This window comes from Alicyclobacillus sendaiensis NBRC 100866, from assembly GCF_001552675.1.
GTDB classification, from domain to species: Bacteria; Bacillota; Bacilli; order Alicyclobacillales; family Alicyclobacillaceae; genus Alicyclobacillus; species Alicyclobacillus sendaiensis.
The window spans coordinates 15,833-41,482 of sequence record NZ_BCRQ01000020.1 but is presented as its reverse complement, the minus strand read 5'-3'; the positions used below and the strand labels follow the sequence as shown (position 1 = coordinate 41,482).

Genomic DNA, 25,650 nt, shown 5'->3' with positions numbered 1-25,650 from the left:
GGAGAAGCCATGTTTGCATCACCATTTCTCAAACTTGAAGTTGGCCAGACAGCATTCGTTGCGATAGAGTCAAACTAGAACGTACATCGAAATCGCATTCGATATGACAAACCCGTTGCTTTGCGCGAAATGGGGTAACACGATTGGCTCTCAAGCTCCCGAAAAACGCCGTGACCTGTATTGTGGCTGAGCCTCTTTTTGTGATTCCCTACAACATGTATACCACATATGCGTCCGTCTACATGTTGCAACAGGGCCTGTCGAGCGTGCAACTCGGGTGGTTTACGACCATGAACTTGGTCGTTCAAATGATATCTGCCGCGGCTAGCGGATATCTCACAGACCGAATGGGGCGCCGTACAGCTCTGTGGGTGTTCGACGTCCTCAGTTGGTCGTGTGCGACACTCCTTTGGGCCATTTCGCACACCTGGATTGGATTTGGCCTTGCATTTCTCCTGAACGGATTGCAACGCATTCCGACGACGGCATGGTATTGCTTGCTCACCGAGGACACGCCCCCTCTCCAGCGAACGCGCGTCTTCACGCTGTTGCAGGTAGTCTCGACCGTCGCTGGCTTTTTGGCGCCGCTATCAGGCTACCTCGTGCACCGTCTAGGTTTGGTGCCCGCAACGCGAATCTTGTACACATACGCGTTTGTGAGCATGACGCTGATGATTGTCCTCAGGCACCTAGGACTCCGCGAGACGTCCATTGGACTTCAACGCCTGGCGGAAGCGCGGCCGTGGAATCTATCGGAGGAGATTCGCCGTATGGGGCGCGTGATCCGCGCGATTCAACAGAACAGAAACCTGTTCTGGCTGTTCAGTCTTTACGTCCTGTGGAATATTCAGGCGTCCATTCGCTCCACGTTCATCCCCGCCTACCAGATGGATGGCCTCATGATTCCTGCCTGGCTGATGGGCACACTCCCTGCCCTTTCGTCCCTCGTGATGGCGATTTGCCTCGTGTTATGGGCCTCGCGATTCCAGGACCATCATGGCTACCGGTGGATGCACCTCGGGCTGGCGCTCCTCACGGTCTCCGCCCTGCTTCTATGCATGTCTCCACCGCGTTCGTTGGCGCCAACACTCATGTCGACCGCCCTGGCGGCTGCTGGCACGGTGTTTGCAAATCCGTTTGTGGAGTCCATGGTGGCCAACGCGCTTGACGACAGCGAACGCTCCACAAGTCTCGCTGTGCTCAACACACTCATCCTACTCTGCAGTTCACCCGCCGGCGCAATAGCGGGCTACCTGTACGCCTGGCACCCCCGTTCGACCGCCGTCTGGACCGCCATCGTGATGGCTGCAAGTATGGTTTGCGTTGAAGCCGCCCGCCGCTTGACCAGACCCACGCCAACTCATCCCGTTCAGTAGACTTTTCGCGCAAATTAGTTTACGTTGAGCTCAAATGTTATACATTCATCCGAAGGGAAGTGGTGGCTTGGTCGCTCGAACCGCCAATCACTCATCCGTACAACTTCAGTCCCCCTTCTGGTCTCGCTATCAGGAACTCGTGCGCGAAACCGTCCTGCCTTACCAGTACGACATCCTGAACGATCGCGTCCCCGGCGTGGAGCCGAGCGGTGCCATCCGCAATTTCCGCATCGCCGCTGGCCTTGAGTCCGGTACCTTTACGGGCATGGTGTTCCAGGACAGCGATGTGGCGAAGTGGCTCGAAGCCGTGGGCCACGCCCTGAAGACCAAGCGCGATTCGGCGCTGGAACAGATGGCGGATGACGTGATCGATCTCGTCGTCGCTGCGCAGCAGCCCGACGGCTACCTGAACACCTACTTCACGATTCAGGAGCCAGGCAAGCGCTTCACCAACCTCATGGATTGCCACGAGCTGTACTGCGCGGGCCACATGATGGAAGCGGCCGTCAGCTACTACGAGGCGACGGGCAAGTGCAAGCTGCTCGACGCGATGTGCCGCTTCGCCGATCTCATCGCCGACACCTTCGGGCCAGGTGAAGGCCAGATTCACGGCTACGATGGGCACCAGGAAATTGAGCTCGCGCTCGTGAAACTGTACGGCGCCACGGGGGAGAAGCGCTATCTCGATCTCGCTCGCTACTTCCTCGACGCCCGCGGCACGGAACCGAATTTCTTCTTGCAAGAATGGGAGCAGCGAGGGGGAAAGTCATTCTGGTGGCCGTGGATGAAGGAGCCGGATCTCGCCTATTACCAAGCGCACAAACCGGTGCGTGAGCAGGACGTGGCGGTGGGCCACGCGGTGCGCGCGATGTACATGTACACCGCTATGGCGGACGTCGCGAAACTCACGGGCGACGACACGCTGGCCCAAGCCTGCGAGCGGCTGTGGAAAGACGTCACGCGGCGCCAGATGTACATCACGGGAGCCGTCGGATCGACCCATCAGGGCGAGGCCTTCACGTGTGACTATGATCTTCCGAACGAGACCGCGTATGCGGAGACGTGCGCATCGGTGGGTCTCATCTTCTTCGCCAAGCGCATGCTCGATCTCGCCCCCCGCGCCGAGTACGCCGACGTCATGGAGCGCGCGCTCTACAACACGGTCATCGGCAGCATGGCCCAGGATGGCAAGCATTACTGCTACGTCAACCCGCTCGAGATCTGGCCGCGCGCGAATGAGGCCAATCCTGATCGGCGGCACGTGAGGCCCACGCGGCAGGCGTGGTTTGGCTGCGCTTGCTGTCCGCCAAACGTGGCGCGGCTTCTGATGAGCCTCGGCGATTACGTGTACACGTGGGACGAAACACGCCGGACGCTCTATGTGCACCTGCACATCGGGAGCGACATCGCGTGGCGCGTGGACGGTGGGCACGTGCAGATGAAACAGCGGTCGGATGTGCCCTGGCAGGGGCGGACCACGTTGCGGTTCAGGTGCCCGGACGGATCGCGCCACTTCTCCCTCGCGGTGCGCATGCCGTCGTGGTGTGCGGGTGATCCGGTCATCCGGTTGAATGGCGAGCAGTTGCCGATCACGGACGTGCGAATGGAACACGGGTACGCCGTCCTGGAGCGGACGTTTGCGGACGGGGACGAGATTTCCCTGGAGTTCCCGATGCGCGCGCGTTTCGTGATGGCTCATCCCGAGCTCCGCGCCGCAAGCGGCATGGTGGCCATCGAGCGCGGCCCACTGGTGTACTGCGTCGAGGAGGCCGATCACGGCCCCAACCTCGCCGCGCTGTCCGTCGATCTCGACGCGCCGCTGGCGGAGGTGCCTTGCCGAATTGCAGGCGTGGATGCCATTGCGCTGGAATGCGACGCGTTTCGGCGCGACGAGGCGGCGTTTGGAGATGGCGCCCTGTACCGGCCGGCCACGGAGGAGGCTCGCCAGGAGCAGAGGGTGAAGATCCGCGCCATCCCGTATTTCCTCTGGGGAAACCGCGGCCAGGGCGAGATGCGCGTCTGGCTCAGGTGGCGCTGAAGGCGGCGCTAAGACTCAAAGGCCCCCGCAGGCGCTTCGGCCTGCCGGGGGCGATGCGTCATTTGAACACCTTGAACCGCTCTTCCACGGGCTGAATCTGCTTGTCACGCGGCGCGTTTTCCGGCGAGCCAAACGGCATCTGCGCCACGAGCCGCCATGTCGCAGGCAGCTTCCATTCCGCCTTCACGCGATCCTCCACGACGTTGTAGTGCTGCAGGCTCGCGCCGTAGCCATACGCCTCGAGCACCACCCAGACCGCGTACTGGTGCATAGCGTTGGTGTGCTCGGCCCAGACCGGGAACTTGTCCTGGTTGGCCGGGAACTTTTGCTGAAACGACTCGATCACGGCCTGATCCTCAAAAAAGAGCACCGTGCCGTAGCCGCCCCGGAATCCGCCGAGGCGCGCGGAGACCGCGTCCAGTTGCTCTGGGGCCACCACCGCGCGCATCACGTCGTGGACAATGTCCCAGAACTTCTCGTGCGCCGCGCCGAGGAGCAGCACGAGGCGCGTGGACTGCGAATTGTACGCGGACGGCATGTGCTTCACGATGTCCGCGAGAATTTGCTCAAGCTCGTGATCGGCGAGCGGAGATTTCTTTCCGACCGTGTGAATCGAGCGGCGATCTCGAATGGCGTCAAGGAATCCCTTCTCCGTCGTCACAGGCATGTGCTTTCCCTCCACTCATTTCTCTTTGAATTCGTAAGCAGGATATCACCCGGAAGCCTATCCATTGTAGCCCAGGCGCATGTGAAAATCACCCGCACCGGTCGTCGATCATGGCGAAAGCCACAAGGGGCGTGCCCCTTGTGGCTCTGCCTGTCCTCGGACGCCCGAGCGTCACTTCACCGGCTGTGGCTCGTCCTCCACGTCCGAGGGCGAATCTTCGTCTGTTGGCTCGTCACCCGGCGACTCGGCCGCCGCATCTTGCTCGGCTTCGCGCGGCGACTCTTCCGGCAGCGCGTCCACCACTTCTTCGGCTTCCGCCACGCTGTCCACAATCTGGATGTCGTGCTCGAGCGCTTGCTCCACCGGCCCTTCCGCGTGATGCGCGCCGCCGAGCGCAGCGGGCTCAGAAGTCGAGGGTGCCGCTTCGGCCTGCGCACGCCCCATGGTCACGGCGCCAGCGCCGGCCGCGGCCGCCTGCGCCAGCTTCGGCCGGCGGATGAAGAACGCCAACACAAACGCAACGAAGCTGGCCCAGGTCGCCCACCAGAACGCATCGTTGATGCCCATGATGGTGCTCTGCTGCTCCGCGAGGCCGTAGAGCACGTACCGAGCCAGTTCTTCAGCCGCCTGCAGCGAGTTGTGCAGGTGGATCATGAAGTACTCCACCATGGTCTGGTACATCGTGTAGATGTAGTGATTGTTCACGGTCACTGTGTTCTGGAAGTTGGCGTAGTGCACCTTTGCGCGATCCGTCATGATGGTGACGAGCACCGCCGTGCCGACCGACGAGGCCACCGTGCGCGCCGTGTTGGCTGCCGACGTGCCGTGGCGGTACAGGTGCCGCGGCAGCTGGTTCAGGCCGGCGGTCTGCACCGTCATCGCGAGCAGCGACATGCCAAACATGCGGAGCGTGTACAGCAGCATGATATGGCCGTAGCCGGTCTGCGCGTTCAGCTTCGTGAACTCCCACGTCGTCACCGTCGTGATGGCGAGACCCACCACCGCGAGCGGGCGAGCGCCGACGCGATCGAAGATGGCGCCCGAGACGGGCGACATGATGCCCATCAGGATGGCCCCCGGCAGCATCATGAGGCCGGACTGCAGCGCGGTGTAGCCGCGGATGTCCTGCAGATAGATGGGCATCAGGATCATCGCGCCGAACATCGCCATGTTCACGATGCATCCCACGATCGTGGTCATGGTGAACACGTCGTATTTAAACACGCGCAGATCGAGCATTGGCTCCTTCGCCGTCAGCTCGCGAAGGATGAAGAACACGAGGAACACGCCGCCCACGATAAGCGAGACCTCGACGGTCGCGTTGCCCCAGCCCTTGCTCCCCGCTTCGCTCAGCCCGTACAGCAGGCTGACAAACCCGACGATGGACAGCAGAAAGCCCGGGACATCGAGCTTGGGCCGCACCGGTTTCGAGACGTTGCGCAGCACCGCCACCGCCAGGATGATGTCGATGAACGCGAGCGGAATGATGATCCAGAACAGCCAGCGCCAAGACCAGTTGGTCACAATCCACCCCGAGAGCGTCGGACCCACGGCCGGCGCGAAGAACATCGCGATGGCCATTGTGCCCATGGCGCGTCCGCGCTGTTGCGGCGGGAACAGCTCGAGAATGACCGTCATCAAAAGCGGCATCATCACGGCCGATCCCGACGCCTGCACGATGCGGCCAAACACCATCACGCCGAAGTTCGGCGCGATGGCGCACAGGAACGAGCCCACGAGAAACAGCGACATGGCCGAGATGAACAGCTGCCGCGTCGTGAACGTCCCCATCAGGAACGCCGTGATGGGAATCAGCACGCCGTTCGTCAGCATGTAAGCAGTCGCGAGCCACTGCACCGTGTTGGCGTCCACGTTGAACGCCGACATCAGGTGCGGCAGGGCCACATTGAGCAGCGTCTGGTTCAGAATGGCAACGAACGCACCAAAGATCATCACAATCATGATGGGCGTCCGATGCGGATGTCCGTGCGCCGCCTCACCGCTTGGCGCGTGACTCGGCGCGTTGGGCGAGGCCGGCACGACCGCCTGGGACGCGGTCGGTTGCAGCGAATCGTTCGACATACGCCTCACCTCTTACTTGTGGATGCGAACCGTCGCGCTCATACCAGGAACCAAGCCACTGCCCGCCGTGGTGCCAATCGAAATCTCCACCGGAACGACCTGCGTCACAGGCGTGTAGTCCGCAGTCGTGCTCTGATCCGGAAGCAGCGAGAACGTGCTAGCCGTCGCATCGCCAATCTGCGTCACCGTGCCGCTGATGGAGCCCGCCTTGCCGGCGACCCAGACGTCCACCTGGTCACCCACCTTGACGTTCTGCAGCTGCGTCTCCTTGATGTTCGCCACGATGTACAGGTGGTTCATGTCGTACGCGTACGCCAGCGGCGTGCCCGCGGCGACGAATTCGTTGTTCATGACCTCGTTCTGCGCAATGGTGCCGTTGGCCGGCATGTCAATCGGCACGTCGACCGTCTTATTGCCGACCTGCGTCTGAATCTCGCCGATCTCGTCGCCCGCGCTGAACGTCGAGCCGTTGGTGCCCTGCCAGTTGATGAGCTTGCCGCTCGCCGGCGCGGACACGACAATCTGGTTGCCTGCGACCTGCGCGTCATCCGTCTTGAGATACAACGTCGACTGGTTGTAGAAGTAATAGCCTGTGATGGCTGCAGCGATGAGCACGATGAGGATGATCAAGTTCACCAGGATCATCCTGCGGAACGTGGCGCTCGAATTGTTCGGCGTGGGGTTCGCGTTAGCGCTCATGTTGGACATCTCCTCCTCGTCTCTCTTGTCGATCTCGGCGCCCTCACCATGCACCGCGATCATTTTAGAGATTCGACCTTTTAACCACTATGTATATTTAACCTATTTAGGTGTATGAGTCAAGCGCCTGGAGTGGAAATTGTTTCAGTTCTGTGTACGAAGCGTGGTACAATGGACGTAGAATGCCATTCTTCTGGCGAAAGGCTGGGCTCCGCGTGAGCGAATGGATGGTCATCAAGCAATGCGCGTCCTGCCGGGCGGTGAACCGCATCCGACTGGATTACGGCTTTTTGTGCCGCTGCGGCAGATGCAAAGCCCCGTTGGCCCTCACGCACTACGAGATCCTCGGCGTGCCGAAGAACGCCACGTTGCCCCAGATCAAGGCCGCCTATCGGCGAGCAGCGAAGCACTGGCATCCGGACGTCCACAAAGACCGGGACCGCGCCATGGCGGAACGGCACTTTCGGCGGATCCAGGACGCCTACCGCACGCTGTCCGAGCCGGAAGCCCGCAAGCGCTACGACCTTCTCCTTCACTTCGACGGATCGGAAGGAGCCTACCGAGAGACGGCGACGACACAGGCGAACGAAGCGCAGCGAGCGCCGGAGGACGTTTCCCGTCAGGCCACCGGTGCTCAGGGCCGGTTTCTGTTGCGCATCCCCTGGCGCCTCGCGGGCTTTGAGTGGACGGCTGGTCCTGGGCGGAATCGGCCCGTCTCGCTCTACACGGTGCTCGGCGTGGGCCTGTTCACCATCTGCACGATGGGCGGCGCCATCTTGACCGGACTTTTTGGCTCGAAGCTGGCACTCATGACCTTCTTGGGCCTGGGGATGCTCGGGGGTATGCAGCTTTTGTATCTGCTGACCAAAATGACACTCGACGCGGAATCCTGATGCGACACGGAACTTCGCTGGGAGTGAACGAAAGGTGAAATGGAACGGAAATACCATCCTTGTGACGGGCGGATCGAACGGCATTGGGCTCGCACTCGCCGCCCGCTTTCTCGCGCGCGGCAACCGGGTGGTCATCTGCGGGCGCAGACAGGAAAAGCTCGACGAGGCGAAAGCCGCTTACCCGGAACTCATCACGGTGCGCTGCGACGTCATGTTGCCGGACGAGCGGGCGCGCCTTTTGGCCTACATGAACGAGGCGCATCCCGAGTGGAATGTGCTCGTGAATAACGCAGGCATTCAGCAACACGTCAACGTGCGGCGCGCGGCGGAGCCGTGGGAACACTACGAGCGCGAGATCGCCATCAACTTCGATGCGCCCGTGCATCTGACACTCGCGGCCTTGCCGCACCTGCTCGAACAGCCGAGCGCAGCCGTGGTCAACGTGACCTCGGGCCTCGCGCTGGCGCCTGCGGCGTGGGCACCGGTGTACAGCGCCACGAAGGCGGGCCTCCGCTCCTTCACCCAGTCGCTTCGCCTGCAGCTTCGGGGTACCTCGGTGGAGGTCATCGAGATTGTCCCGCCCGCGGTCAACACGGATCTCGGCGGGCCTGGCCTTCACACCTTCGGTGTGCCGGTCGACGACTTCGCCGACGGCGTGTTCGAAAAACTGGAGGCAGGCGCCGAGGAGATTGGCTACGGGGACGCGGAACGCAGGCTTTCCCTCGTGCCTCGGGAACTGCAGAGCGCGGCCGAGCAGATGTGGGCCGGCTTCCGGTCGAGAAATCCGAACTTCTGATGCCCGTCCCCGGAGGCGCGCTCAGACCGTGTCCCCCTCCTCCGCCGCGACGCGCTTGCTCCAATCGGCCAGGTCATCGGCGGGGGCCGGGCGCGCCTTCCAAAATCCCTGCATCTCGTCGCACCCGGTGCGGGCGAGCAGCATTTCCTGCTCCCGCCGCTCCACCCCTTCGGCGATGGCGCGCATGCCGAGATCGTGCGCGAGGCGGACCACGCCGGCCATCAGGCGTTCCTGGCGCTCTCCCTCGGGCGCCACGGACAACAGCGACGGGTGCAGCTTGATGGCGTCGTACGATCCGGCCGACAGGGCCGCGAGCACCGCCTCGCCGTGGCCGAAATCGTCGATGGCGACGGAGACGCCCAGGCGATCGAGCTCCTGGGCGAGATCCCCGATGAGATCCGCGTACTGCGCGAGCAGGCTCGCATGCACCTCGAGCTGCAGGTGCCCGGGGGACAACTGAGCGCGCCGAAGGGCGTCCGCGACGCCGTCCAGGAACCGCGGATCCGCCATCTGCGAAAGCGACACGTTCACGGACACGCGCAGGCGGCGGTTCTGCCGCTGCCACCGCGCGGCCGTCTCACACGCCGTCTGGAGCACCCAAGCGCCTATCTCCTGCATCATGCCCCACTGTTCCGCAAACGGCACAAACACCCCCGGGGGAACAAACCCCAGCTCCGGCGAGTGCCAGCGCAAAAGGGCCTCGGCGCCCACCCACACGCCGCGGCGCACGTCGAAGATGGGCTGATAATCGAGGGAAAACTCGCCGCGATCGAACGCTTTCGCGAGCGCGTTGTGGAGGAGCAGCCGGTTATGGATGGCGCTGTCCCCGCTCTCGCTGTACAGGCACAGCCGGTGTCCGCCCTGCTCCTTGGCCGCGTACATCGAGATGTCCGCATATCGGAGCAACGTGTCGACATCGCGGCTGTGATCCGGATAGATGGCGGCGCCGATGCTGATGCCCATGGGGATCCATTCGTTCATCACGTGGAGCGGTTCACGAAACGCGTCCAGGCACCGCGCCGCGGTCTCCCGGACCTCCGCCTCGCCGCCGATCCCGGCTTGGATGACCGTGAATTCGTCCCCGCCCATGCGATACACCTTGGCTCGCCCGCGAAGGGTCTGTTGAAGGCGCTCGGCGATGGCGCGCAGCGTCGCGTCGCCGAACTGATGGCCGAAGGTGTCGTTCACGTACTTGAAACCGTCGAAGTCGAGGACGAACACGGCGAGCTTCTCCCCTCGCCGCTCCGCCTGCGCCACCGCCTCGCGGAGATCGTGCTCAAACTGCTGGCGATTCGGCAGGTGCGTCAGGGCGTCGGTGAACGCGAGCCGCTGCAGTTCCACCTGGTGAATCTTGCGATCCGTGATGTCCATGGCGAGCCCTTCGAGGTAGGTGACCTGCCCGTCCGGCCCGAAGTGCGGATACAAGTGGACGGCGACCCACCGCTCGGTGCCGTTCCGGTGGCGAATGCGGTACTCGCTGCGCCCGCCGGAGCCCGTGCGAACCGGTTCGGTGGCGACGGCGAGATCGTCCGGATGGACCAAGGAGAGCCAGAGGTGTGGGTTCTGCACGAGTTCGTCGCTCGAATAGCCGCACATCGCCTCGCACGCCTTGGAAGCGTAGATCAGCCGATTCGAGCCGACGTCGTAGGCAAACAAGCAGATGTCCGCCGCGTCTGCGATGCGCTCCATGAAGTTTCTGGACTGGGCCACTTCGGCGTACATCTCCGTATCGCGGACGTGGTCCGTCACCACGAAGACGAGCCCGCCTGCGCCGGTCGACCACGCCCACGTCTCCGACTCCAAGGCGATGCCTGCCTTCGTCCGCCATTTGACCAGGCGGCCGTTCACGCGGCGGCGTTGTTCGATCTCGCCGAGATATCGTTCGAAATCGCCGTCCGCCCACCAGAAGGGAGCTGCGCTGCCCAAAATCTCGTCGCGTTCCCATCCCAGCATGCGCGCGGCCGGGCTCGACCAGAGGTTCACGCGGTTGTCCCGGTCCACGCCGAATACGGCGAGAGGCGCCTCCCGGACGAGCCAATCTTCGAGCTGACGTGTTTGCAGACCGTGTTCATCACCGGATTGCGGAGAACGTGAATGCACCAGGACTCCCCATCCATTCGGAAACATAAAAAGTCCCCACCGGACCATGTCGTCGGGCCTTTCGGGGCAGACGCAGAGCCAAACACGCAAAATCCCGCTGGTCCGGCGGCACAAGGGCGTGCCGTCGGCCAACGCGGATTCCTAAGAGTTCTCTAACGATTATACTGCTTATCCTGCCAGCCTGACTAGTGTCTGTTGGATCCGGAAGCGGCGCTAAAATAACCTGTATCGGTCATTTCAAGCGCGCCGCGCCTTGAGTTCCGCACGATGGGCGTGATCGCGCCGCCACTGAATCAGGTGCCCTGCGACCACACCGTGTATCGTGCGCGCGATGACAATGACAAAGCACAGCCACAGAATCCCGAGTTGGACCAAACCGGCCACGGCGAAGAAAGGATGGCCTAGCAGGCGGTGCAGCGCGTACGTCCCATTGGTGAAGCTGCCGATGGGGAAGACGTAGCTCCACCAGCCGAGGTGAAAGGGCAGCCCGTCGCCCTTCGGCGACAGATGCAGGAACGTGTAGAGCGCCGAGAGCAGGATCCACCAGACGCCCACGCCCCACATGGCGATGGCGAAGACGGCGCCGAGATCGCGCAAACCGCCGACATACGGTCCGAAGACGTGCGGAGCGTTGAGCGGAATGCCGCAGAACGTTCCCATGGCCATCCCGATGGGGCCAATCTCAATCCACAAGGTCGGCGCCTCTTGGCCGCTCAGCCGCCTGTGAAAGACGAGGCGCGAGTACACCAGGGCGCTCGTCATAATGAACAGGAAGAAGGTCATCCCAAACAGGGCGAGAATGCCACTGGCCATGGAAAACTGCGCGGCGGGGCCGCCCGCGTAGGGAATCAGGTTGGTCCCGGTGGCCGCTGCGACGATGGGCGGCACGAGCGGGATCAGCCAGGAGGCCACCGTCTCGTCGCGCTCCACCTTGTGCTCGGTGAAGAGGAGATACGGGATCACGATGACGGAGAACACCGATGCGGCGACGCCGGCGAGCCAGATGACGAAGCTCGTGACGATGGCCGCGTGCTTCGGCATCATATGCGTGCCGATGAGGAAGTAATCGTTGCCGACGACGTTGATGCCCATCGCAAACGCGCCGTAGAACAATGCCCGGCCCGGGTGCCGGAAGTCGTCGATGGCGGCGTCCGGAGTCAAGAGCCAGCGCAAAAGCCACATCGCGAAGGCGAAGGCGAAGACCACATTGACGCAGATGAACAGGATCTCGCCGACCACGTGCTGGAACGGCAGGTGAATGGGCGATGTGTAGGTGAGCGCCGCCACAATGCCGATGCCCATGACGGTCGTAAACCAGTTGACGCCGAACTGACGTATGATGTGCATTCCGTCACCTCCCACTCATGTCAACTTCCATGGTATGAGGTGACTTGCATTAGGGGAAATACATCTTCTTGATGTAGACTATAAGAATAACTTATGTTGATGGGATGTGGAGCGCTTGGATCTGCAGTTGCGCGTGTTTGTCACGGTCGTGGAGGAGAACAGCTTCACCCGCGCCGCCGAAAAGCTGCACATCAGTCAGCCGGCCATCAGCCAGCACGTTCAGACGCTCGAACAGCGCCTCGGTGTCCGCCTGATCGATCGCGGCCGCAGGCGATTGCAGGTGAATCCAGCCGGAAAGATTGTGTATGAGCATGCCAGGGAAATCCTCGCCCTGTACCGCCGCATGGAGCGGCTCATCGCGGATATGCAGGAGGTCCCGGCGGGCCAGGTGCACGTGGGCGCCAGCCTGACCTACGGGGAATATGTCCTGCCGCACGTCATCGCGCGGTTTCGAAAGGCGTACCCCGCGGTAAAGCCGTCCGTGTCCATTGCCAACACCCAGACCATCGCCCATGGCGTGGCCACGCGCGATCTCGACATCGGCATCGTCGAAGGCCAGGACGTGGTCGAGGACGAAGTCGTGCTCACGCCGTTTGCGGAGGACGAAATGCTCGTGGTGGCAAGCCCTGCCTCGCCCTGGTGGGTCGAAGCGCCGGATCGCGCGCTGCTGGAGCGCGCCACCTGGTTCATCCGCGAGCCTGGATCTGGGACGCGGGAGATGACGGATCGCCTCTTTGCCCAGCTGGACATCCAGCCGCGCGATCTCGTCGAATACACGAGCAGCCAGGTGATCAAAGAATCGGTCGCCGCGGGCCTAGGGCTCGCGTGCCTGTCGCGCTGGGTGGTGGCACGCGAACTCACGTGGGGGATGCTCCGCGCCCTCCCCATTCCGTGCGCACCGGTGAAGCGGACTTTTTCCATCGTGACGCCGAAATCGGCGTTCGAGACGAAGGCGGCGAAGCTCTTGTACAGCTTTCTCATGGAACACGGATCGCCCGAGAACCCGAGTCTGACCGGCGCATGAAGAGGCACGCGCCGCGGCACGGCGCACCCCGCACGCCTCCGCACGCGCCGCTTAGGTCGGTCACTTGTGGTATGGCTCGCCGCGGAGAATCCGAATGCCGCGGTACAGCTGTTCCAGGAGCACGACGCGCGCGAGCGCATGCGGCAAGGTGATGGGACCGAAGCTCCAGCGGAAGACCGCCCGCCGCTTGATGCGCGGGTGCAGTCCGCGAGATCCCCCCACCACAAACACCAGCCGCCCGTACGAAGCGGCGCACAGCCTGTTGTATCGCTCGCTCCACGATTCCGAGGACAGCGCCTCGCCTTCGATGTCCAGCGCGATGACACCGTCCCTTGGGCGGAGCCGCCGCTCGATGCGATCCGCCTCGCGCGATAAAAGCGCCTCCACCTCGCCGGGCGACATCTCCTCGACGTCCGGCTCGTCGGCCACCTCCACCACCTCGAGGTCCACGTACGCCAAAAGGCGCTTCTCGTATTCGCGAAGCGCCTCCAGCCAGAATTTCTCTCGAATTTTGCCCACCGCTACCACGGCCACCCGCACGTCCGTCCCCTCCCTGTGGGGACGCCAGGTCACCCGCCGGCGCTCGCCCTGCCTAGCGCGCGAAGTCGAGCGCCGGCGCAATGGTGGGTCTCGTCCCCATCTGTCCGATTTTCACGCGGAGCGCCATCAACTTGTCGCCCCGATACACGCGCACCACCGCCACATCGCCCGGGTGCGTCTGAAACAGCGCGGTTCTCAGTTCCGCCATGGTTCGGACGGTCCGGTCATTGAACGAGACAATCACGTCCCCCGGCCTGATTCCGGCCGCGCGCGCCTCCGGCGAGGACACCCGCTTCACCCACACCCCGTAGTCCACCGGCACGTCGGGCCACATCTGCTGCGGCAGCGACGCGAGCGAGTATCCTTCCACGCCGAGCGCTGGGTGCACGGCGTGCCCCTTCTCCATCAGCTGCTTCGCGACGACCTTCACCTCGTTCGAAGGAATGGCGAATCCCATGCCTTCAAAATTCTGCGCCACGATTTTGCAGCTGTTGATGCCGATGACCTCGCCGCGGATGTTGAGCAAGGGGCCGCCGCTGTTGCCCGGATTAATGGCGGCGTCCGTCTGGATCACCGTCTGGTAGTCGAGCGTCTGCCCCGTCGCCTCATCCTGCACAGGCATGAGGCGCGACTTCGCGCTCACAATGCCGCTCGTCACCGTATCCGCAAAATCCAAGCCGAGCGGCGTCCCGATGGCGATGGCGGGTTCGCCCGCTTCAATCCGGCTCGAGTCCGCGAACGTGACCGGCTCGATGCCGCGAAACACCGACGCCGGCACGCGCAGCACGGCCAAATCCGTGTACGGATCCGTCCCCACCACGTCCGCGTCGTGATGCTTGCCCGGGTCCACCACGATGTCCACCTTGGCCGCGCCTTCCACCACGTGATTGTTCGTCACGATGTACGCGTGCCGCTCGTCTTTGTAGAACATCACGCCCGTCCCGAGTCCCGTGGCCTGCAGTTTCGACGTCTGGGAGAAGAAGTTGGAGACGAGTTGATAGTTCTCCACGCCGACGACGTCCGGCTCGACGCGCTTCACCGCCTGCGTGACGCCCGTAGAGAGGTTCACCACGCTCTCCGGGTCCGCCGCCGCATCCACGGCCCGAACGGCGACATGTTGCGGGGGCGCAGGCGCCATGATGGCTGGCTCGAGCCGCGATGCCGCAAGTCCCGCGGCCACCCCCGCGCCGCACGACACAAAGGCCACGGACAGCATCGCCCAGGTGCGCTTCCAGCGGAGTTCGCGCATCCCCCTCACAGCTCATCCCCCTCACGCGTATCCATCCTCGCGCTGTGCTGAGGGTAGTGTGAACGGGAACGTCTGGCATCATACGGTTGCCCGGGAAATTTTCATCGCTGCGCAGGGGGCCTGGCGGCTCGTCCGGTGCAGGCGAAGTCGATCCGCCAACTCCGGCCTCGCGTCGAGCACAATCTGTTCTACCGTCAATTCGGCGAGTTCCGGCAGATTGTTCTCCCCACTCAAGTGCGCAAGGTACACGTGCGCCGGTTGATCGGCCAAGATGTCGATCAGCGCGTAGGCCGCGTCGACATTCGACAGATGCCCCTTGTCGCCGAGGATGCGCCGCTTGAGGTGCCACGGATAAGGGCCCGCGCGAAGCATTTCCGTATCGTGATTCGTCTCCAACACGTACACGTCGCAGCCTCGCAGCAGTTCTCGCTGCCGATCGCTCACGTAGCCAAGATCGGTCACCACCGCGAGGCTGCCTTCCGCCGTGTCGAAGCGGAACGCGACCGGCTCCTCCGCGTCGTGCGACACCGCAAACGGCGTGATGCGCACCCCGCCCAGGTCAAACGGTTCTCCCGCCCGAATATGTACGACGCGATCCGGCTCGTCGAGCCGCGCCTTGGCCGGCAGGCCGGCGTATGTACCCTCGGTCATGTATAGCGGTGCCTGGCTCTTCTTCGCGAGCTGAACCAGCCCCTTGACGTGATCGTCATGCTCGTGGGTGAAGAGGACCGCCGTGAGATCGCGCAGCTCTCGCTGGCACTGGGCGCGCAGTCGCGCCTCCAGTTGTCTGCCGCTCAGCCCAGCGTCGAGCAGGATGCGGGTCTCGCCATATTCCAGGTACAGGCTGTTTCCATTGCTTCCGCTCGCCAGGACGCAGAATTCCACGCGCCCACCTCCTGTTGCCCCCGCCCCGCCGCGCGCGGCTCGCGGGGTCAGTAAGCGTTCTGCGTCTCGACCTCGCCGGTGAACGCATTGACAAAGTAGACGCCCGCCGTCGTCACAATCCGCCAGACCGGAAACCAGTAGCTGTGCAGGATGGCCTGACTGCCAGAGGCAACCTGAATTTTGCGGGCGTAGCCGAGATCGACCTTTACCACGCTGTTGACCTGGCCGGATCCAGCCTTGTCCACGGCCTCGGCGAAGCTGTCCAGGGCGTCGAGCGCGCTGATCACCGGTTTGGGAGAGCTGTTTGACTGAACATGATCGATATACGTCTGAGTATAGCCGATGAGCTGGCCTTTTTCCTGCACGGTGATCACGTCGGCGTCAAACACGGGGTAGCCGTTCACCACCTCGAAGTACACGGCGTGGACGGGATCCGACGTGACCGGATCCGGCGCGTAGTCCGCGCCTCGAAACACGTAGGCCAGCGCCCCGCGGTTCGGCGACAACTGCAGCGGGGGTTGATACTGTACCGCCCAGGTGCCCTGGCCGGTGACGGTGATCTGGCCTTCGCTTGTGGTGAGCGTGCCGCCCGCGATTTGCGCTTTGCCTTTTGCGCCGGGAAACGCCGCCTGTTCGAGCGACGCCCAGCGCGGATTGGCGAAATCGGCCTGGAACGTGACGAGGCTCGGCTGCCCGGAAGGAACGGACGTGGCCAGGCTGAATCCCTGGTTTGCCAACAGCGTCTTGGTGTTCGCCAGGGCGTCGGCGGGCGACTCGGCGTAGCCGCTCGCCAACTGGCGAGATTCGTACAGGAGCCACCCGAGGATCACGTCGAGCAGCGCAAACAGCGCGATGAGCCACGACTTGGCGACTTCCCAGTTCACGACAATCCCCCCGCGATGAGCGCGCCTGTCTCCGCGTTCAGCACCCACACGCCGCCGCTCGCATTGGTCACGTAGTCGATGGGCAGGAGGCGGATTTGCCCGGGCTTCGTCCCCTGGATGGACGGCCAGTAGCCGAGTTCCACGTGAAACGTCGAGAGCGACACGGCCTTCGCGCCCGTCACCTTGGCCAGCGCTTTGGCCAAGGCGTCCTCGCCCAGAATGGGCACCGAAATCGCCTGCACGGGCTTCGTGAGCTCCCAGAGCGGTCGATCAAACTCCATCACATGCCCGCTGTCCGTTTCGAAGTTGTAATCGGCGCCGTTGGAGAGAATGGGATAACCGTCCACGTACTGCGCGAACGAAAAGCTGGGACCGTTCAGGTTGACGGTCAGCATCCCGACGAGATCGAAGCCAAGGAGATCGCTCGGTCCACCGCCGTGGGCGTGCAGGAAGTCGATGGCGGCGATATAGTCCTCGGTATGCCCGGGCGCGGCGCTCGCGTTGGGGTCCTCGTATTGCAGCGTCATCCCGGCGCGGTCCACCTGAACTGCTCGGCTTCCGTCCGTCCAGATGGTCACGGTTTTGCTCTCCTGGATGCGGGTTAAGGCCTGCGGATTGACGAAGAACGACTGGACCAGCGGCATGATGGACGGTTCCGTGAACGCGTAGACATAGCTCGTCATTCGCCCGCGGACCGGCACAAAGCTTTCACCCTCGAAGTCGCTCCATGCGTTATACGGCGCCTCCGCGACGTCGCGTTCGGCTTGCCGTATGAAGGCGCCCGCCGGGAGCGACGCCGTGGCCTCGACGAGCTCGGGCTTGCCCGCGGCGTTCATCCCTTCGTACACCACGGTGCACGTCGACCCAGGCCCGGCACTGAGCGCGATGGCGCGGCAGTGGATGCTGCCGACCGACGCGGCGAGATCGCCGAGCCAGCTTCGGCCTACGGCCGGATCGAGCGGGATACCGAATTGAAACACCACGCTCGCCGGAGACCGTGACGGCATGGCGGCAATGGGCTCCGGCCGCTCCGCCTTCAGGCCCATCAGGAGGCCGGTCCACGCGGCGTACGCGGCGCTCCCGGGCCGAGCAACGGTGTACGCGTTCCCCGCGCGAATGTCGATCTCGTAGGGCTCTACGGTGGACGCGAGCGCGGGCGACGTGGAATACGGGATGGTCTGCGTCTGCGTCAGCCCGATCTCGGCGCCACCCTGAAGATTGCCGGACCACAGCGCGTAACTCAGCACGACGCTGCCCGCCACGAGCAGCGCGAGGATCACCGTCTTGGCCGTCCGCCACCAGGCTCTCATGCGGCATCCTCCTCCGCGCGGCGGAGCGTCACGTACACGGTTGTGCCGCGCTGTACCTCGCTCTCCATTCGGATGTCGCCGCCCATGCGCTCGACCATCTCCCGGGCCAGGGCCAGCCCGAGCCCGGTGCCCCCGCCCCGCCGGCTCCGCCCCTTTTCGACCCGGTAGAACCGTTCGAAGACGTGCGGCAGATCCTCGGCCGGAATGCCGATGCCGGTGTCCGAGATGATGAAGGTCACATGCTCGGCGGCCACGTCCGCGCGCACGTCAATGCGCCCGCCCGGCGGCGTGTATTTGAGCGCGTTCGACAGGACGTTGTCGAGCACCCGGTTAACCATGTCCTCGTCCCCATACACGCACACATCCTGGCGCGGCGTCAGGTGCACGCGAAGCGACAACTCCTGCTTTGCCGCCTGGAGCTGAAACCGCTCCACCACGCCTTTCAACAGCCCGTGCACCGGAATGGCCCGCATCTCCACGCTCCGCGGCCCTCCGCGGTCTAGGCCCGACAACAGGAGCAAATCCCGCGTCAGCCGCACCATGCGATCCGTCTCGCGCGCGATGACCTCGAGGAACTCGCGCTTCGTCTCCGCCTCGTCCTCGCCGAGATCGCGCATGACCTCGATGTACGATTTGACCGTGGTGAGCGGCGTGCGCAGCTCGTGCGACACGTTGCTCACGAAGTCCCGGCGCGCCTGGTCGAGTTTCTCCTGCTCGGTCACGTCCCGGACCACCGCGACGTAGCCGTCCACCTGGCCGCGGCGCTGCACGCTCGTCAGGATGACGTGAAAGATGGTGTCGCCAATCACCCGCACCTCGCGCACGCCCGTCGCCATATCGCCCTGCATCAGCCGGTCCAGTTCGAGCTGCCGGATGGCCTCCTCTTCGCCGCCCGCGGCCTGGGCCAACATCTGCCTCGCCGCGCGGTTCATCATGAGCACCTGCCCGGACGAATCGAGGACGATCACGCCCTCGCCCATCGACGTGATGACCGCTCGCAGCCGCTCCTGCTCCAACCGGTTCGCCGCGATGGCCTCCTCAAGCTCGTCGGCGAGGTGGTTGATGGACACGACGAGATCGCCAATTTCGTCGTTGCTCGTGGCCTCGAGGCGCTGCGAGAAGTCTCCACGCGCCATCACCTCCGCCTGGCGCGTGACCTCGATGACGGGGCGCGTCAGGGCGCGCGCGACGATGGCCCCGAGGATCATCACGATGGCCAGAACGCCGATGGAACCGGTGTAGAAGATAGTGGTGGCTTGGTGGATGGTCTCGTAGGTGGACTGGATGGACAAGACGTATTCGAGCACGCCGAGATACGTCCCGTGCAGCGTCACGGGCACGGCCACGGCGAGCAGGTGGCTCTTCGACAGGGGATCATAGCGCACGGACTGCGCAAAGGTGCGGTGGAGCAGCGCCTGCGTGGCAACCGAGTCAATCCGCTTCTGCCCCACGAGCGCGCCGCCGGCCGTGGTGTACATCACGTAGCCGCTCTGGTTGAGGACGTACACGGTGCCGTTCAAAAACTGGGGCACCGACTGCAGGAGATTGGCCACGGCGCTGTTGGAGGCGCGCGCCCCCGGCGCGAGCTCCGGCGCGATGAGGGTGGCCATGAGCTGCGCCTGCGTGCGCGCGGTCTGCGCCTGATTGCGCACGAGCGAGGACGTTAGCGCCTGGACGAAGTACGCGCCGATGAGCTCCACGGCAAACAGGATAAGCAGCGTGTACACCATGACGAGCTTCACGCGCAGGCTTCGGAACCGCATCATTCATTCCTCACATAGTAGCCGACGCCGCGGCGCGTCAGCACGTACCTCGGCTGGCTCGGATCGGGTTCCAGCTTCTCGCGCAGCCGCCGGATGGTCACATCCACCGCCCGCGTGTCGCCCACGTAGTCGGTGCCCCAGACCTGGTCCACCAGCTGATCACGCGTGAACACGCGCCCGGGATGAGCGGCGAGCACGGCGAGGACTTGAAACTCCCGGTGCGTGAGCGGAATCGGCTGGCCCGCCTTGGTGACCGTGTATTCGGCGAGATCGATCACGAGGTCCTGGACGACGTACCGCTCGTTGTCCCGGTGCTCCCGCAGCACGTCGGATGCGCGCCGCAGGTTGGCCTTGACGCGCGCCACCAGCTCGCGCGTGCTGAACGGCTTGGTGACGTAGTCGTCCGCACCAAGCTCCAGCCCGAGCACCTTGTCGACCTCGTCATCCTTGGCCGTGAGGATAATCACCGGCACGCCCGACGCCTGGCGGATGGCGCGGAGCACGTCGAAACCGTCGACCTCCGGCAACATCACGTCGAGCAGGACGAGGTCCGGCTGGAGGGCTCGCCAGCGCTCTAAGGCCTCCGCCCCGTCGTACGCGCAGGAGACCCTGTACCCCTCGCGCTCCAGCGCGAAGCGGAGGATGTTCGCGATGGGCTCCTCGTCTTCGACCACCAAAATGTGCGCAGGCATGTCATCCCCTCCTCTCAGGACGATCTCGCCCAGACGATGCGCGGGTGCGAAACAACGGACGCGTACGTGCCCATGTTCTGGAGGAGCACGTCATACGGGTTGGAGACGCTCAGGACTCCGAAATCCGGCTCATAGGCGGCCACGTCGATGACCGGCGGGCCGAACCACCAACTCTTCACCGTCACGTACGCCGTCACGTGCGGCGGAAGGTATGGCGCCACATACGCCGGGATGTCGTACACATAGGCAAATCGCGCCCAGAACGCGAACATGAGCGCCACGGCGAAGGCGGCGAGCGCCCGCGTCCAAAACCGCAGACTGCGTATCGCTCGCCACATCCGCACGCGCCGCATGCGCCGTCTGCGCCGCCTCTTCCGGCGCTTGCGCGCCTTTTCCATTCGCTTTCGCCGTTCCCGGCGCGTCAGGCGAAGCTCGCGTTCCGCCGCGTCCGCCGCCGAGTACAGCAGATCCGTCCGCTCTTCGTTCATGGCTCCGCGTGTACACGTTCGAGATTCACGAACTTATTGAAGTTCTTCAGGAACACGAGCTCAATTTTGCCCGTGGGCCCGTTGCGCTGCTTCGCGATGATCACCTCGACCACGTTCGGATTCTCCGTGTCGGGGTTGTAGTAGTCGTCGCGATACAAAAACGCCACCACGTCCGCGTCCTGTTCGATGGAACCCGACTCTCGGATATCCGACAGCATCGGCCGCTTGTCCTGGCGCTGCTCGACGGATCGGCTGAGCTGGGCCAAGGCGAGGATGGGCACCTCGAGCTCGCGGGCCAACTGCTTGAGCGAACGCGAGATGTCGGAGATCTCCTGCTGGCGGTTCTCCCCGGCCATCCGCCGCCCGTGGATGAGCTGCAGGTAGTCGATCACGACAAACCCCAGCCCGTGTTCCAGCTTGAGACGCCTGAGCTTACTCCGCATCTCCGGGACCGTGATGCCCGGCGTATCGTCGATGTAGATAGGCGAATTGCTGAGCGTCGTCACGCCCATCGACAACTTGGGCCAGTCTTCATCGTCGAGCGTGCCGTTGCGGAGCTTATGGCCGTCGATGAACGCCTCCGCACAGAGCATGCGTTGCACAAGCTGATCCTTCGACATCTCCAGCGAGAAGATGGCCACGGGCAGTCCAGCTTGAACCGCGACGTTTTGCGCGATGTTCAGCGCGAACGCCGTCTTCCCCACCGAAGGGCGCGCCGCCACGATGATGAGGTCGGACTTCTGAAAGCCGCTCGTCATCCGGTCGAGATCGCTGTAGCCGGTGGGAACGCCCGTGATGTTGCCGTCGCTCTCGTACAGCTGCTCAATCCGCTCGAACGTTGTCTGCAGGACGTCGGAGATGTGGGTGAAATCCCGCGTCCGCTGGTGTTGGCTGAGCTCGAGCACCAGCCGCTCCGCGTCCGCCAGCACCTCCATCGCGGACGCGTCCGGCTCATATGCCGCCTCCGCAATCCGCGTACCAGCGGCGATGATGCGCCTCAAAAGCGCCTTCTCGCGCACGATCTCGGCGTAGTGCACGACGTGAAGCGCGGTAGGCATGATCGCGGCGAGATCGGCCAGGTATTCGGGCCCGCCGACCGAGTCGAGCACGTCGCCGTACGTGCGCAGCCGCGACGCCACCGTGATGATGTCGACCGGATCGCCCGTCTCGTACACCTCGCGGATTGCGCGAAAGATGGCCTGGTGCGCGGAGCGATAGAAGTCGTCCGCCTCGAGAATCTCCAGTGCCTCGACGACCGCGTCCGGCGAAATGAGCATGGCGCCGAGAACCGCCTGCTCCGCCTCGAGATTGTGCGGCGGCATGCGAAGCGCTGCCTCGGCTTCCCTATCGCGCCACAGCGTCTCCTCTGCCGCCATGGTGGTCCTCACTCCGCTTCCACATACACGAGGATCTGGACATGGACCTCAGGATGAAGCTTGATGGTCACCTTGTGACCTCCGAGAGACTTGATGGGATCCGGCAGCGAAATTTTTCGCTTGTCCACGTCAAACCCTTGCGCTTTGAGAGCATCCGCGATGTGTTTCGTCGTGATGGCGCCAAACAGGCGGCCGTCCTTGCCCACCTGCGAGCGAATCGTGACCTTCAGATTGTCGAGGCGTTCCGCGAGGGCTTTCGCGTCCGCCAGTTCTTGCGCCTTGAGCCGCTCCTCCTTGCGCCGCTTGTCTTCAAGGGCCTTGAGCGCTTGTGGCGTAGCCTCCTCCGCCAGCTTGCGAGGAAACAAGAAGTTTCTCGCGTACCCTTCGCTGACTTCCTTGATTTCGCCCTGTTTGCCCTGTCCTTTCACGTCCTGAAGCAGGATGACCTTCACAGCGGCCACCTCCCTGTACCCTAGATCCTAACGACTGCCTTGCGCAGACGCAAAGCCGAAGATCCTGCGCCGAATCACCCGAAACGGCGCCATTACCCGCGATCCTTCAGGTATCGCGCGACTTCCTTCGCGGCCTTCTCGCCATCGCTTTCGGGATCAAACGGCATCGTCATCAGCGCGATGACCACTTCCCGGTCCAGACGCTCCGGCGGAATGCCAAGCTCCTGGGCCATCACGTACGCGATGCCCACCACCTTCGCCAACGACTCCACGAACATCGCGTGATTTCCCGTGAGGGCGTGCCGCATGACGTCCACAACCTGTTGCAAGAGGTCCATCTGCTCATGTTCGAGAGCCCGAAGGCGCTTCATCAGCACGTCTTCCATGCTTTCATCCACGGCCATTTCCCCCAGACGCCCGCAATTCGGCTTCATTCCACTTCCACAGGCCAGACCCATAGTCCTGCATGGAGGTCTTGAATGCCGAATTCGGGTCATCTGCCTCCGCGCGACCAACGCGGCATGCGCACAAACAACAAAGGGCCGCTCGCCGGCGGCTCACGCCACCCCGAACGGCCCTTGGCGCATCTTCACTCCGTGGTGTACGGCAGGAGCGCAACCTGACGCGCCCGCTTGATAGCCACCGTCACCTGGCGCTGATGGCGCGCGCAGTTGCCCGTGATGCGGCGCGGCAAGATCTTGCCTCGCTCCGTCAGAAACTTGCTCAGGCGGGCCACATCCTTGTAGTCCGCGTAGTCGATTTTGTCAACGCAGTACTGGCACACCTTGCGGCGCTTGCCGCCGCGACCCTTGCGTGGCATCGTGTTCCCTCCTTTGCGCGCTGTTGCCGCGGGCCGTCGCCGCGGCCATCCGCTTCGCATGTTCGCACGGGGTGTCCAGCGCGATGGTCAAAACGGAAGATCGTCCTCGGAGATATCGATCAACTGACTGTCATCCGCGAATGGATCATCTTCAAACGGAGGCGCCGACGAAGGCGTCGGCCGCTGCTGCCGAGTTTGCGCGCCGGCCGCACTGTAGCCAGACCCCTGGGCCTGGTCCGGACCGCGGTCCAGGAACCTGACCGTTTCGGCAACCACTTCGGCGACGCGAACGCGTTGTCCGTCGCGGTTGTCGTAACTCCGGATCTGCAGCCTGCCATCGACCGCCGCCAGTCTCCCCTTCTGGAGATACTGCGCGACCACCTCGGCCTGCTTCTGCCACACCACGACGTTGATGAAATCGGTCTGGCGTTCGCCGTTCGGTCCGGACCGCATGCGGTCTACCGCGAGCGTGAACGACGCGACGGCTGTGCCGTTGTTGGTGTATCGCAACTCCGGATCCGCCGTCAGGCGGCCGATCAGAATCACTCGGTTCAGCATCTATTTCCCCTCCGCGTTCACTCACCGACGCGGACCGTCAAATAACGAATCACGTTGTCGTCGATGCGCATGAGGCGCTCGAGCTCTTTCGGCGTTTCCGTGTCGCACGTGAACTTCATGAGCACATAGTAGCCCTCACGGTGGCCGTCGATCTCGTACGCCAAGCGGCGCTTGCCAATCTCCTGAAGTTCGTCGATTTGACCGCCCTTGTCAGTGACAATGGACTGGTACCGCTGAATCACCTCTGCGGTCTGCTCCGCTTCCAGAGAGGGATTCACGATGTACATCGTCTCGTACTGGCGCATCCCGTGACACCTCCTTCTGGTCTAATGGCCCCCGGTTGGGAGCAAGGATGGCGCGCCACAAACAAGTGTGCACCGTCGATCCATGCTAGCACGATCCGCCTGCCTGCACAAGGCCCAGTGCGCCAACCCGCCCAAGCCTCGGCTCACACGTTGAAGCGAAAATAGCACACGTCGCCGTCCTGGACCACGTAGTCCTTCCCTTCCAGGCGGATCTTCCCTTGTTCTCGAGCCGCCTGGAAGCTTCCCGCCGCGACCAGATCCTCGTACGCGACCACCTCCGCGCGGATGAAGCCCCGTTCGAAGTCGGAGTGGATGACGCCCGCGGCCTGCGGCGCCTTCGTTCCTCGGCGGATGGTCCAAGCCCTCACCTCTGGTTCGCCCGCGGTGAAAAACGTGATGAGCCCGAGCAGCTGGTACGCCTTGCGAATCAGGCGATGGAGTCCCGGCTCCTCGAGGCCGAGATCGCGCAGAAATGCGTCGCGGTCCTCGCCCTCAAGCTCCGCCACCTCGGACTCGAGCTGCGCGCACACCACTACCACTTCGGAGCCCTCAGACTTCGCCCTCTCCTCCACCTGTTGAACGTAGGGATTCGAAGACGGATCCAAGATGTCATCTTCCCCGACGTTGGCGGCGTAGAGGACCGGTTTCGCGGTCAGCAGGTGAAGATCCCGGAGGATGCCCGCTTCTTCCTCGTTCAGCTCGACCGATCTCGCCGGCCGCTCGGACTCGAGCGCAGCTTGAAGGCGCTCGAGCGCCTCCACTTCGATTTTGAACCGCTTGTCGCCGCTCTTCATGTTCTTGCGAGCCCGTTCCAGCCGCTTCGCGACGGTCTCCAGGTCCGCGAGGATCAGTTCCACGTTGATGATGTCGATATCCCGAAGAGGGTCCACCGTGCCGGCGACATGGGTGATGTCGCTGTTTTCAAAGCAGCGCACCACGTGCACGATGGCGTCGACTTCGCGGATGTGAGCGAGAAATCGATTGCCGAGGCCCTCCCCTTGGCTGGCCCCTTTGACGAGTCCGGCAATATCGACGAACTCAAAGGCCGTCGGAACAATCCTTTTGGGATGGACGATGTCCGCGAGGACCTGGAGCCGCGGGTCCGGAACCTCGACGACGCCGACATTCGGATCGATGGTGCAGAAGGGATAATTGGCCGCCTCCGCGCCGGCCTTCGTGATGGCGTTGAACAGTGTGGACTTGCCGACGTTCGGCAGGCCGACAATCCCAGCCTGAAGTGACATGTTGACACCTCGCCGCCTTGTTTGCAGGATTAAGTATAGAGATTCACCCGAAGCTCGACAAA

Annotated in this window: 25 protein-coding genes; 5 read left to right on the top strand and 20 right to left on the bottom strand. The window is 63.5% G+C overall.

Going from position 1 to position 25,650, the window contains the following annotated elements:
- The first annotated feature begins 143 nt into the window (after positions 1-143).
- Complete coding sequence (locus AS26_RS05890) at positions 144-1,376, top strand: MFS transporter (protein WP_062307139.1); 1,233 nt, start codon at positions 144-146, stop codon at positions 1,374-1,376.
- Positions 1,377-1,443: 67 nt separating this feature from the next.
- Entirely contained in the window at positions 1,444-3,414 is a 1,971-nt protein-coding gene (locus tag AS26_RS05885; protein WP_245629640.1) for a glycoside hydrolase family 127 protein, read from the top strand.
- 58 nt (positions 3,415-3,472) lie between these two features.
- On the opposite strand, the gene AS26_RS05880 is transcribed toward AS26_RS05885, so the two are convergent.
- From AS26_RS05880 to AS26_RS05870, 3 genes are all read right to left on the bottom strand, one after another.
- On the bottom strand, positions 3,473-4,081 hold the full coding sequence (locus AS26_RS05880; protein WP_062307132.1) for a nitroreductase family protein: 609 nt from the start codon (positions 4,079-4,081) through the stop codon (positions 3,473-3,475).
- Between the two features lie 171 nt (positions 4,082-4,252).
- Positions 4,253-6,163, bottom strand: a complete 1,911-nt coding sequence (locus AS26_RS05875; RefSeq protein WP_062307124.1) for a DHA2 family efflux MFS transporter permease subunit — start codon at positions 6,161-6,163, stop codon at positions 4,253-4,255.
- A gap of 12 nt (positions 6,164-6,175) precedes the next feature.
- On the bottom strand, positions 6,176-6,871 hold the full coding sequence (locus AS26_RS05870) for an HlyD family secretion protein (RefSeq protein WP_062307155.1): 696 nt from the start codon (positions 6,869-6,871) through the stop codon (positions 6,176-6,178).
- A gap of 206 nt (positions 6,872-7,077) precedes the next feature.
- On the opposite strand from AS26_RS05870, the gene AS26_RS05865 reads away from it, so the two are divergent.
- Together AS26_RS05865 and AS26_RS05860 are read left to right on the top strand one after the other, a co-directional pair.
- Positions 7,078-7,755: a J domain-containing protein gene (locus AS26_RS05865; RefSeq protein ID WP_245629639.1), complete on the top strand. Its 678-nt coding sequence runs from the start codon at positions 7,078-7,080 to the stop codon at positions 7,753-7,755.
- Between the two features lie 34 nt (positions 7,756-7,789).
- Positions 7,790-8,551, top strand: a complete 762-nt coding sequence (locus tag AS26_RS05860) for an SDR family oxidoreductase (RefSeq protein WP_062307121.1) — start codon at positions 7,790-7,792, stop codon at positions 8,549-8,551.
- 21 nt (positions 8,552-8,572) lie between these two features.
- On the opposite strand, the gene AS26_RS05855 is transcribed toward AS26_RS05860, so the two are convergent.
- Positions 8,573-10,651: a putative bifunctional diguanylate cyclase/phosphodiesterase gene (locus AS26_RS05855; protein WP_169793473.1), complete on the bottom strand. Its 2,079-nt coding sequence runs from the start codon at positions 10,649-10,651 to the stop codon at positions 8,573-8,575.
- Between the two features lie 237 nt (positions 10,652-10,888).
- Positions 10,889-11,998: a TDT family transporter gene (locus AS26_RS05850; RefSeq protein ID WP_062307116.1), complete on the bottom strand. Its 1,110-nt coding sequence runs from the start codon at positions 11,996-11,998 to the stop codon at positions 10,889-10,891.
- A 106-nt stretch (positions 11,999-12,104) separates the two neighbouring features.
- Here AS26_RS05850 and AS26_RS05845 point away from each other — a divergent pair, with 106 nt between their 5' ends.
- Complete coding sequence (locus AS26_RS05845) at positions 12,105-13,022, top strand: LysR family transcriptional regulator (protein ID WP_062307113.1); 918 nt, start codon at positions 12,105-12,107, stop codon at positions 13,020-13,022.
- Positions 13,023-13,082: 60 nt separating this feature from the next.
- Here AS26_RS05845 and AS26_RS05840 read toward each other — a convergent pair whose 3' ends face one another.
- The 15 genes from AS26_RS05840 to ychF all read right to left on the bottom strand — a co-directional run bounded on the left by AS26_RS05840 (position 13,083) and on the right by ychF (position 25,588).
- Positions 13,083-13,562: a 23S rRNA (pseudouridine(1915)-N(3))-methyltransferase RlmH gene (locus tag AS26_RS05840; protein ID WP_062307110.1), complete on the bottom strand. Its 480-nt coding sequence runs from the start codon at positions 13,560-13,562 to the stop codon at positions 13,083-13,085.
- A gap of 52 nt (positions 13,563-13,614) precedes the next feature.
- Complete coding sequence (locus AS26_RS05835) at positions 13,615-14,811, bottom strand: S1C family serine protease (protein WP_245629641.1); 1,197 nt, start codon at positions 14,809-14,811, stop codon at positions 13,615-13,617.
- Between the two features lie 78 nt (positions 14,812-14,889).
- Positions 14,890-15,696, bottom strand: a complete 807-nt coding sequence (locus AS26_RS05830; RefSeq protein WP_062307105.1) for an MBL fold metallo-hydrolase — start codon at positions 15,694-15,696, stop codon at positions 14,890-14,892.
- A gap of 47 nt (positions 15,697-15,743) precedes the next feature.
- The gene (locus AS26_RS05825; protein WP_062307101.1) at positions 15,744-16,580 is read right to left on the bottom strand and encodes a two-component system regulatory protein YycI; all 837 of its coding nucleotides are present in this window, start codon (positions 16,578-16,580) and stop codon (positions 15,744-15,746) included.
- Positions 16,577-17,890 carry a YycH family regulatory protein gene (locus AS26_RS05820; RefSeq protein ID WP_062307098.1) on the bottom strand — a complete coding sequence of 438 codons (1,314 nt, stop codon included), beginning with the start codon at positions 17,888-17,890 and terminating at the stop codon, positions 16,577-16,579. The genes AS26_RS05825 and AS26_RS05820 overlap by 4 nt, the downstream gene beginning before the upstream one ends.
- The gene (locus tag AS26_RS05815) at positions 17,887-19,653 is read right to left on the bottom strand and encodes an ATP-binding protein (RefSeq protein ID WP_245629638.1); all 1,767 of its coding nucleotides are present in this window, start codon (positions 19,651-19,653) and stop codon (positions 17,887-17,889) included. Before AS26_RS05815 ends, AS26_RS05820 begins: the two co-directional genes overlap by 4 nt.
- Positions 19,653-20,345 carry a response regulator gene (locus AS26_RS05810; RefSeq protein ID WP_062307090.1) on the bottom strand — a complete coding sequence of 231 codons (693 nt, stop codon included), beginning with the start codon at positions 20,343-20,345 and terminating at the stop codon, positions 19,653-19,655. The genes AS26_RS05815 and AS26_RS05810 overlap by 1 nt, the downstream gene beginning before the upstream one ends.
- Positions 20,346-20,359: 14 nt before the next feature.
- Positions 20,360-20,833, bottom strand: coding sequence for a hypothetical protein (locus AS26_RS05805; protein WP_062307088.1), 474 nt, complete (start codon positions 20,831-20,833; stop codon positions 20,360-20,362).
- Positions 20,830-22,209, bottom strand: a complete 1,380-nt coding sequence (gene dnaB, locus AS26_RS05800; RefSeq protein WP_062307086.1) for a replicative DNA helicase — start codon at positions 22,207-22,209, stop codon at positions 20,830-20,832. The genes AS26_RS05805 and dnaB overlap by 4 nt, the downstream gene beginning before the upstream one ends.
- A gap of 8 nt (positions 22,210-22,217) precedes the next feature.
- On the bottom strand, positions 22,218-22,661 hold the full coding sequence (gene rplI / locus AS26_RS05795; protein ID WP_062307083.1) for a 50S ribosomal protein L9: 444 nt from the start codon (positions 22,659-22,661) through the stop codon (positions 22,218-22,220).
- A gap of 92 nt (positions 22,662-22,753) precedes the next feature.
- The gene (locus AS26_RS05790) at positions 22,754-23,059 is read right to left on the bottom strand and encodes a MazG-like family protein (protein WP_245629637.1); all 306 of its coding nucleotides are present in this window, start codon (positions 23,057-23,059) and stop codon (positions 22,754-22,756) included.
- 191 nt (positions 23,060-23,250) lie between these two features.
- The gene (gene rpsR / locus AS26_RS05785) at positions 23,251-23,481 is read right to left on the bottom strand and encodes a 30S ribosomal protein S18 (protein WP_012812131.1); all 231 of its coding nucleotides are present in this window, start codon (positions 23,479-23,481) and stop codon (positions 23,251-23,253) included.
- A gap of 87 nt (positions 23,482-23,568) precedes the next feature.
- On the bottom strand, positions 23,569-24,039 hold the full coding sequence (locus AS26_RS05780) for a single-stranded DNA-binding protein (protein WP_062307081.1): 471 nt from the start codon (positions 24,037-24,039) through the stop codon (positions 23,569-23,571).
- A gap of 17 nt (positions 24,040-24,056) precedes the next feature.
- The gene (gene rpsF, locus AS26_RS05775) at positions 24,057-24,344 is read right to left on the bottom strand and encodes a 30S ribosomal protein S6 (protein ID WP_012812133.1); all 288 of its coding nucleotides are present in this window, start codon (positions 24,342-24,344) and stop codon (positions 24,057-24,059) included.
- Between the two features lie 143 nt (positions 24,345-24,487).
- The gene (gene ychF, locus AS26_RS05770) at positions 24,488-25,588 is read right to left on the bottom strand and encodes a redox-regulated ATPase YchF (RefSeq protein ID WP_062307078.1); all 1,101 of its coding nucleotides are present in this window, start codon (positions 25,586-25,588) and stop codon (positions 24,488-24,490) included.
- Positions 25,589-25,650 lie beyond the last annotated feature (62 nt).